Origin of the sequence: Cyanobium sp. T1G-Tous, assembly GCF_024345455.1 — a bacterium.
GTDB lineage: Bacteria > Cyanobacteriota > Cyanobacteriia > PCC-6307 > Cyanobiaceae > Cyanobium_A.
Genome location: NZ_JAGQBD010000021.1, coordinates 42,107 through 48,764 on the forward strand (window position 1 = coordinate 42,107; position 6,658 = coordinate 48,764).

At 59.0% G+C, this 6,658-nt stretch carries 6 protein-coding genes and 1 pseudogene; 3 read left to right on the forward strand and 4 right to left on the reverse strand.

The features are described 5' to 3' along the window. Positions 1-27: 27 nt before the first annotated feature. From KBY75_RS11830 to KBY75_RS11840, 3 genes are all read right to left on the reverse strand, one after another. The gene (locus tag KBY75_RS11830) at positions 28-1,284 is read right to left on the reverse strand and encodes a DEAD/DEAH box helicase (protein ID WP_255024038.1); all 1,257 of its coding nucleotides are present in this window, start codon (positions 1,282-1,284) and stop codon (positions 28-30) included. 142 nt (positions 1,285-1,426) lie between these two features. Continuing rightward, positions 1,427-1,774, reverse strand: a complete 348-nt coding sequence (locus KBY75_RS11835; protein WP_255024032.1) for a DUF6464 family protein — start codon at positions 1,772-1,774, stop codon at positions 1,427-1,429. Then, positions 1,771-2,538 carry a TerC family protein gene (locus tag KBY75_RS11840; RefSeq protein WP_255024033.1) on the reverse strand — a complete coding sequence of 256 codons (768 nt, stop codon included), beginning with the start codon at positions 2,536-2,538 and terminating at the stop codon, positions 1,771-1,773. The genes KBY75_RS11835 and KBY75_RS11840 overlap by 4 nt, the downstream gene beginning before the upstream one ends. Before the next feature lie 43 nt (positions 2,539-2,581). On the opposite strand from KBY75_RS11840, the gene KBY75_RS11845 reads away from it, so the two are divergent. The 3 genes from KBY75_RS11845 to KBY75_RS15450 all read left to right on the forward strand — a co-directional run bounded on the left by KBY75_RS11845 (position 2,582) and on the right by KBY75_RS15450 (position 5,023). Next, positions 2,582-3,316 (forward strand): hypothetical protein, encoded by a 735-nt coding sequence (locus KBY75_RS11845; protein ID WP_255024034.1) that lies wholly within the window; start codon positions 2,582-2,584, stop codon positions 3,314-3,316. 604 nt (positions 3,317-3,920) lie between these two features. Continuing rightward, positions 3,921-4,130 carry a hypothetical protein gene (locus tag KBY75_RS11850; protein WP_255024035.1) on the forward strand — a complete coding sequence of 70 codons (210 nt, stop codon included), beginning with the start codon at positions 3,921-3,923 and terminating at the stop codon, positions 4,128-4,130. A gap of 161 nt (positions 4,131-4,291) precedes the next feature. Beyond that, positions 4,292-5,023, forward strand: a complete 732-nt coding sequence (locus KBY75_RS15450; RefSeq protein WP_396098279.1) for a sulfotransferase family 2 domain-containing protein — start codon at positions 4,292-4,294, stop codon at positions 5,021-5,023. Between the two features lie 957 nt (positions 5,024-5,980). Here KBY75_RS15450 and KBY75_RS11855 read toward each other — a convergent pair. After that, a pseudogene (locus KBY75_RS11855) lies at positions 5,981-6,658 on the reverse strand (IS5 family transposase); the annotation flags it as partial.

Here is a 6,658-nt window from a genome sequence, read left to right on the forward strand (position 1 = left end):
GTGTCGAATGCTGCCGTTAGGGCTAGATCAGCGCCCAGAGCTGTAGCGACCCCGGCGTCCACCTTCGCTGCTGCCGCTGCGGGAGGGTCCTGCTGGAGGTCCACCACGGCGAGCACCACCGCCCCTGCCCTTACCCCGACCACCACTGAGATCCAAGGGTGGAGCTGAGAGCACCTTGGGTTCAAAACCGGGCACCTCCTGCCGCGGCAGACGGGTGCCGATCATGCGCTCAATGGCCCGCAGCAGCTCACTTTCCTCTGCTGCCACCAGGGAAATGGCATGGCCGTTGTGGCCGGCCCGGCCGGTGCGGCCGATCCGGTGAACGTAGTCCTCGGCCTGGTTCGGCAGGTCTAGGTTGACGACATGGGGCAGCTGGTGAATATCAATGCCCCGGGCCGCCAGGTCTGTTGCCACCAGCACCCGCAAAGAACCAGCCTTGAAGTCGGCCAGGGCTCGGGTACGAGCTCCCTGGCTTTTGTTGCCATGGATAGCCGAAGCCGACATCCCCTCGCGGGTGAGTCGCTCGGCCATGCGGTTGGCACCGTGCTTGGTGCGGGAAAAGACCAGCACCTGCTGCCAGTTGTTGCTGCTGATCAGGTGGCTGAGCAGATCAGCCTTGCGGTCCATGTCGCAGGGATGCAACAGGTGCTCCACCGTGGGAGCGGTGCGGTTTTCGGGAGTGGCCTGGAGCTGCACGGGGTTGTGCAGCAGACCGGTGGCGAGGCGGCGAATATCCCCAGAGAAGGTGGCTGAGAACAGCAGGTTTTGACGCTTGGGCGGCAGCAGGGCCAGGATTTTCTGGATATCGCGGATGAAGCCCATATCCAGCATCCGGTCGGCCTCATCGAGCACCAGGATCTCGACCCGGTCGAGCCGCAGGGCTTTCTGCTGGTAGAGGTCCATCAGCCGGCCCGGGGTGGCCACCAGCACGTCAGTGCCGCGCTGCAACCTGGAAATCTGGGGATTCACCTTGACCCCGCCGAACACCACGTCGCTGCGCAGATCGAGGTAGCGGCCGTAGGCCCGCACGCTTTCGCCCACCTGGGCAGCCAGCTCGCGGGTGGGAGTGAGCACCAGGGAGCGCACAATGCCGGCGCGGGCGTGGGGGCCGTGGCGCAGCCGCTCGAGCATCGGCAGGGTGAAACCGGCGGTCTTGCCCGTGCCTGTCTGGGCCGCCGCCATCACGTCATGACCCGCCAGCACCGCCGGGATGCACTGGCCCTGGATCGGTGAGGGCTTGGTGTAACCCTTTTCGGTTACCGCCTTCAAGATCGGCTCACCCAGCCCAAACGATGCAAAGTCGAGCAGCTCAGGAGCATCGCTGCTGAGCGCAGCAGCGTCCACCGCCGCCGGACTGGAATCGGCAATCGCGGTGCCGGATCTTGGAGAGGGCTGACGGATTGCAGGTGTTGCGTGATCCCCCACCCTAGGGACAGGCGAAGTGGCTGCAGCGCTCGCATGGGCCATCGGGAAGCACGGCACAGCGCAGCAGCGGGCTGCGGGCGTTGAAACGGCAGTCGGGGTTCCCGATCACCCACTGGTTTTGCCACCAGCGGGCATCGGTGGGCTGGCGCTGGGGCTTTACCTGCAGAGCGACGCTGGCAAGTTCGTAGCAGCCATTGCGCAATTGATAGCGGTGGCGCCGCTGCAGCACCAGAAAACTGCGGCCGCCAGCCTCAAGCCAGCGGCCTGGCGGGGGTACCTCAGCCAGCTCTGGCACCTCAAGCCAATCGAGCAGGCGATCGCTGCCGATCTGGCGCAGCTCCACCCTCATGGCTCCAGTGGTTTCGGCGCCAGAGGCAGGCGCACCGAGAAGCCCCAAGCAAACAAGGCAGCCACCAGCAGCAGCAGCAGCCACTCCGGCGGCACCACCTGGGGCAAGCCCAGACGCAGCAGCAGCCGAATGCCCACCAGACCCACCGCCAGATAACCGGCCGTTTCCAGGTGCTTGTAAACCTCAAGCCAACGAATAAACAGTTCAGCGGTGAGTCGCAGTGCAATAACCCCGATCACCCCACCGGCCATCACCAGCCACAGCCGGTCACTCACCGCCACTGCTGCAGCAACGCTGTCAAGCGAAAAAGCCAGATCGGTAAGGGCCAGGGTGGCCACAATTGAGCCCAGCCCGGCGTGGTGCAGGGAGCCGGGCTGGGCTCCAGCAGAGTCGGAGCCATCGGCTGCAGCGGCATCGCCTGCCGCCTCTTCGGGCTCAGACCACACCAGCAGCAGGTGGCGCCCGCACAGCCACAACAAGTAGGCCGCCGCCGCCAGTTGCAGCGGCCAGAAATTGAGCACCCAGCGGGCAGCCACGATCAAACCAAGCCGAAACACCAGGGCAAGAGCAAGGCCGAGATTAAGGGCCTGGCGCTGCCGGGCCGGATCCTCCAGGCCCCGGGCGATCGCCGCCAGGGCAATGGCGTTGTCGGCGGAGAGCACTGCTTCTAGGGCCACCAACAGGGGCAGCAACAACAGCACCTCACGCCACTGGTCTGCTTGGTTGAGCAGGGGGGTGAGGGATTGGATCGACTCCGCTTCCACGGGCTGCAGCGGGTCAAGATGGGTTTCACTCTAGAAAGCTGGGTTGGAGCATCCGTTAGGCGAGCTGCAGTTCAACGTCCAGCTGCTCCATGCCGAAGCAGGCAGCCGAGTGGTGCTGGTGCAAATAAGCCGTGCTGGCCAGGTAATCGACGCGGCATTGGGCGAAGCATCGACCGCCGAGGCAGCAGAAGACCGAGCGCGCCAACGCCTGGGTGAACACCTTCCAGTGGCCGCGCCCCCCACTTCGAGCGCCCCCACTCCCGTCAGGGTTAGTAGTCCGCCCGCCCAGGTTCAGCCCAAACCCCAAGCCGAGCGCCCAGCGGCGCCCAGCCCCCCCCCGGCTCAGGCGATCGAAGAACCGCCGGCCGACCCGGAGGATTGGAGCAGCGAGTTGGCCCGACTGGATTTGCAGCTGCAGCGGCTCGGCTGGAATCGAGAGCAGGAGGCCATCTATCTAGAGCGGGTATTCGGCCACCCCAACCGCAACCGCCTCACCAGCTACGGGGACCTGCTCGCCTACCTACAGGCCCTGGAGGGCTTTGCCGATGGCAGCGACCCCGCCAGCGCACCACCTCCCTTACGGCGCAAGGAGCTGCTCAGCCAGTGTGAGGAGCTCCTTAGCCAGTTGGAGTGGGATCCGGGCCAGGGTCGCGCCTTCCTCGAGCAGCACTTTGCATTAGCCGGTCGCCAACTACTTAGCGACAGCCAACTACTGCAATTCAATATGTTGCTGGAGGAAGAGTTTATAAAAACCAGGCAAAAGCCTCTCCACAACTGACTTCTCAACGGTTCTCAACAAGAGCAAACAGAAGTAGAAACAGAAGTAAGGAGCGGTCGCAAGGGTGCGCATGTGTCTTCACCCCTCACGGCCCAACCACCACCCTTCCCCCTGAGCCACGCTCTCAGCAGCCTGTGGCGGCCCGTCTGGTTGCAAGGACAAAGTGGACCAATTGAACTCAGAACAGCTTCTAAGCCTTGCTGTGCTGGCTCTGGCGATGGTGCCTGTGGCTCTGCTGTGGTGGGTCTGGATCAGGATGCTGGGCTGAGTACTGCCTTGCTGCCGCTGTCCTCAACTCACTCCTCGCCCGTTAGCCACGCTCTCAGCAGCTTGTGGCGGTCCTGGCCGTCGAGTAGGTCAGCCGGTAGACGACCGACGCCGCGTTGGAAACTTTACAAATCCCACCATACGTCATGCTGTCTGGAGCAAGTCTTGCTCCTTTTCCGTGGTTGCCCGTTTGTGACTGCTAGCCCTGCCTGCCCTGTTGGCATCCCTGCTGACACTGGTCTGGGCTCCGGCCGCATGGGCGGAACAGGCCTCCTCTCCTTCCGGCCGTTGCAACAGCGCCACCCTGAAGGGCACTTACATCTACAGCTCGGTCGGCATGTTGGATGGCAAGCCCTACGCCGAAGCCGGCCGTGAGGTGTACGACGGTAAAGGTGGCGTTGAACTCACCTACCGCGGGACCGGTGGCGCCACCGGCACGATGCTCGCGACCTACAGCGTCACCCCCGACTGCATCGGGACAGCGATGTATCCCGACGGCCAGAGCCTGGTGAGCTTCATCAGCCCCGACGGCAGTCGCTTCGCCTAAAGGATCACCCGCGGCCCTGGAGAGCGGCCCACCGTCCTCTCAGGCTGGGAGATCCGCGTCGATCCTTAGCATCCGTCACTTCAGTAAATGCCAGCTCAGCCGGCACTGCTGAGAGCCTCCCATTCCAGAATTACATCACCTCAATCGCTCATCACACTCACGTGTTACGTCAATTTCTCAACAAAATCTATCGGAGTCCCATCGCAAGCCCCGCAAAGACTTCTTCTGAAGACGTCCTAGCAAATACAATTAAGCATTCGATTATCCACAATAATTTAGACAGAACGCGAATTGCCGCTTTTACATCGATTCCAAAATGTGCAAGCAAGAGAGTTCTAGCTATGCTGCAGCTTGGCCCCAACCGCGATAGCGATACTACGAGATCTCTCATTATATACGAAAATCACCAGCGAGCGGCAATCTTATACAATAAGTGCAATTTAAATGATCTGTTTGTCTTTTGCGTCGCCAGGAATCCCTATGACCGAACCGTATCCTGGTATCAATATCACAAGAACATACCTCCTTATAAATCCATGAGCTTTAGAGAATGCATATTAGCCGACATGCCGCACCATGTAGAAGCTCAAAATCAGACTGATTATAGATCAAAGGCGATCTCGCCCCTTCTTCAGTGGAATTATATAGAAGATTATCGAATCAACTTTATTGCAAAGGCAGAGAGGTTCGAACAAGACATGAGGCTCGCCATCAGAAGACTTAACGATCTATGCATTGCTCGCGAAATCAAATATTCTTTCTCTTTCAGTAAGCTAATGGAAAATCGATCAAATCGGAAAGCCAATTGGCAAGATTATTACGAGCATGAGACAAAGGCCATTGTCGCCACTAGCCTTGCCAAAGACTTCGAATACTTTAAATACGCCAAATAATCTGAAAGATTCCTTTGCTTTGCCCTCGCAAGTGAAGACACTTTCGCGTAGTTTTCAACCGAAGATTTAACACAATACTGAGATCACGGAGGTATCTCCGGACGGAGGCTGTCGGGAAAGGTGACGCCCCTGCCACCACTCAGGCGGCCATCACCAACGTAGCTGGAGTGATGTCGTTTTCTGAGGGTGGCGGATTGATCCAGACCTCCTCCTGCCCAGAACAGACCCCACGCCTTCTTATGATGGTGAAGAACCACCCACCGATGGGGTCGCATGTCGTTCAAAACCATTTAAAGGTGCGTTCATTTCATTAGCAACCCAAGCAGCCCCCTCTTCAAAGGCGTACCCCTCGCTATTGTTGAACTTAACCGGCTTGCCGTCTTTGTCCAGCCTGGTTGGAAGACTAACAATTGCTTGAGCCGTAATGCAGTTAAGCCGGTTGAGACAAGCGAAATAACACGGTCATTAGCACCGACAACAGTTGAATGCTCAGTCTTGATTGTCATTTCCGGACTGACTCATTAATGTACTTCGAATAGCTTGAGCAAGCGTCGAAAAAATCTTTTTGTGAAATGACTAGTACACCAAGCGTCTCTTGAAGTTGCAACACGGCAATAAGACTAAGTGAGTCGCGGCTGGAAAGTACATCCGAAATAAGGACGTGGTCCAGACCCAGCTTTCTATCCAGCTCAGTGTTACCACCGAATTGAGTAACGACAGAAATACCGCTCCCTTATTGACTGGACTATTTGATGGGAGCTGCTGATTGCGTAGATTACGGTAGCAAGGGAAACTCTGGGCAACAGGGGTGTTCGCAGCAGCTGAACCGACCAACCCACCGAAATCAACATTTCTCAGCTGATTGGCTCGGCTCGCTGGTCATTTGGGTGGGTTTTTGGCTTTACAGCTCTGTCTTGAACCTTTCAACAGCCCCTTTGGGGCACACCAATCCCCTCGTCATGCTGTTGCAAGCAAACGTCGACGGACCAGGAACAGGTTCGTCAGCGCTGCCATCACATTGATTTTGCAGCGGTTCTTGGCCAGGCCACGCAGACGGGTTTTCTGGAACCCGAATTGGTGTTTGATCACTCGGAACGGGTGCTCGACCTTGGCGCGGACATGTGCCTTGGCCGTTTCTATCAGATCTTGCAGCCTGCCATCGGGGGTATGAGGGAGGGCTCGGCGTTTGCCCGGTCGCATTGCCACCCGAAACTCCGCTGCCATCCCTTCCATCTCGGGTCTCTTGGCAATGCCTTGGTAGCCGGCATCGCCGTACACCAGCTCTTCATCGCCATGCAGCAGCTCAGCCGCCGGGGTGAGGTCATGCACGTTGGCGGCCGTGGTCACAACCGAGTGGATCAGACCAGAGTCCTTGTCGACGCCGATATGGACCTTCATTCCGTAGGCGTAGCCCCGAGAAGCGGTAATACCACTGGTTGCCCTTCTTGGTCTGGTGCATTTCTGGATCCCGCTTCCCGTCTTTGTTTTTGGTGGAGCTGGGTGCCGCGATCAAGGTGGCATCAACGATCGTGCCCTGGCGCATCGTCATCCCTCGCGCGCTGAGGTGGGCTTTGACGGTTTCAAAAATCTGCTCGCCCAGCTCGTGCTTCTCCAACAGGTGGCGGAAGGTCAGGA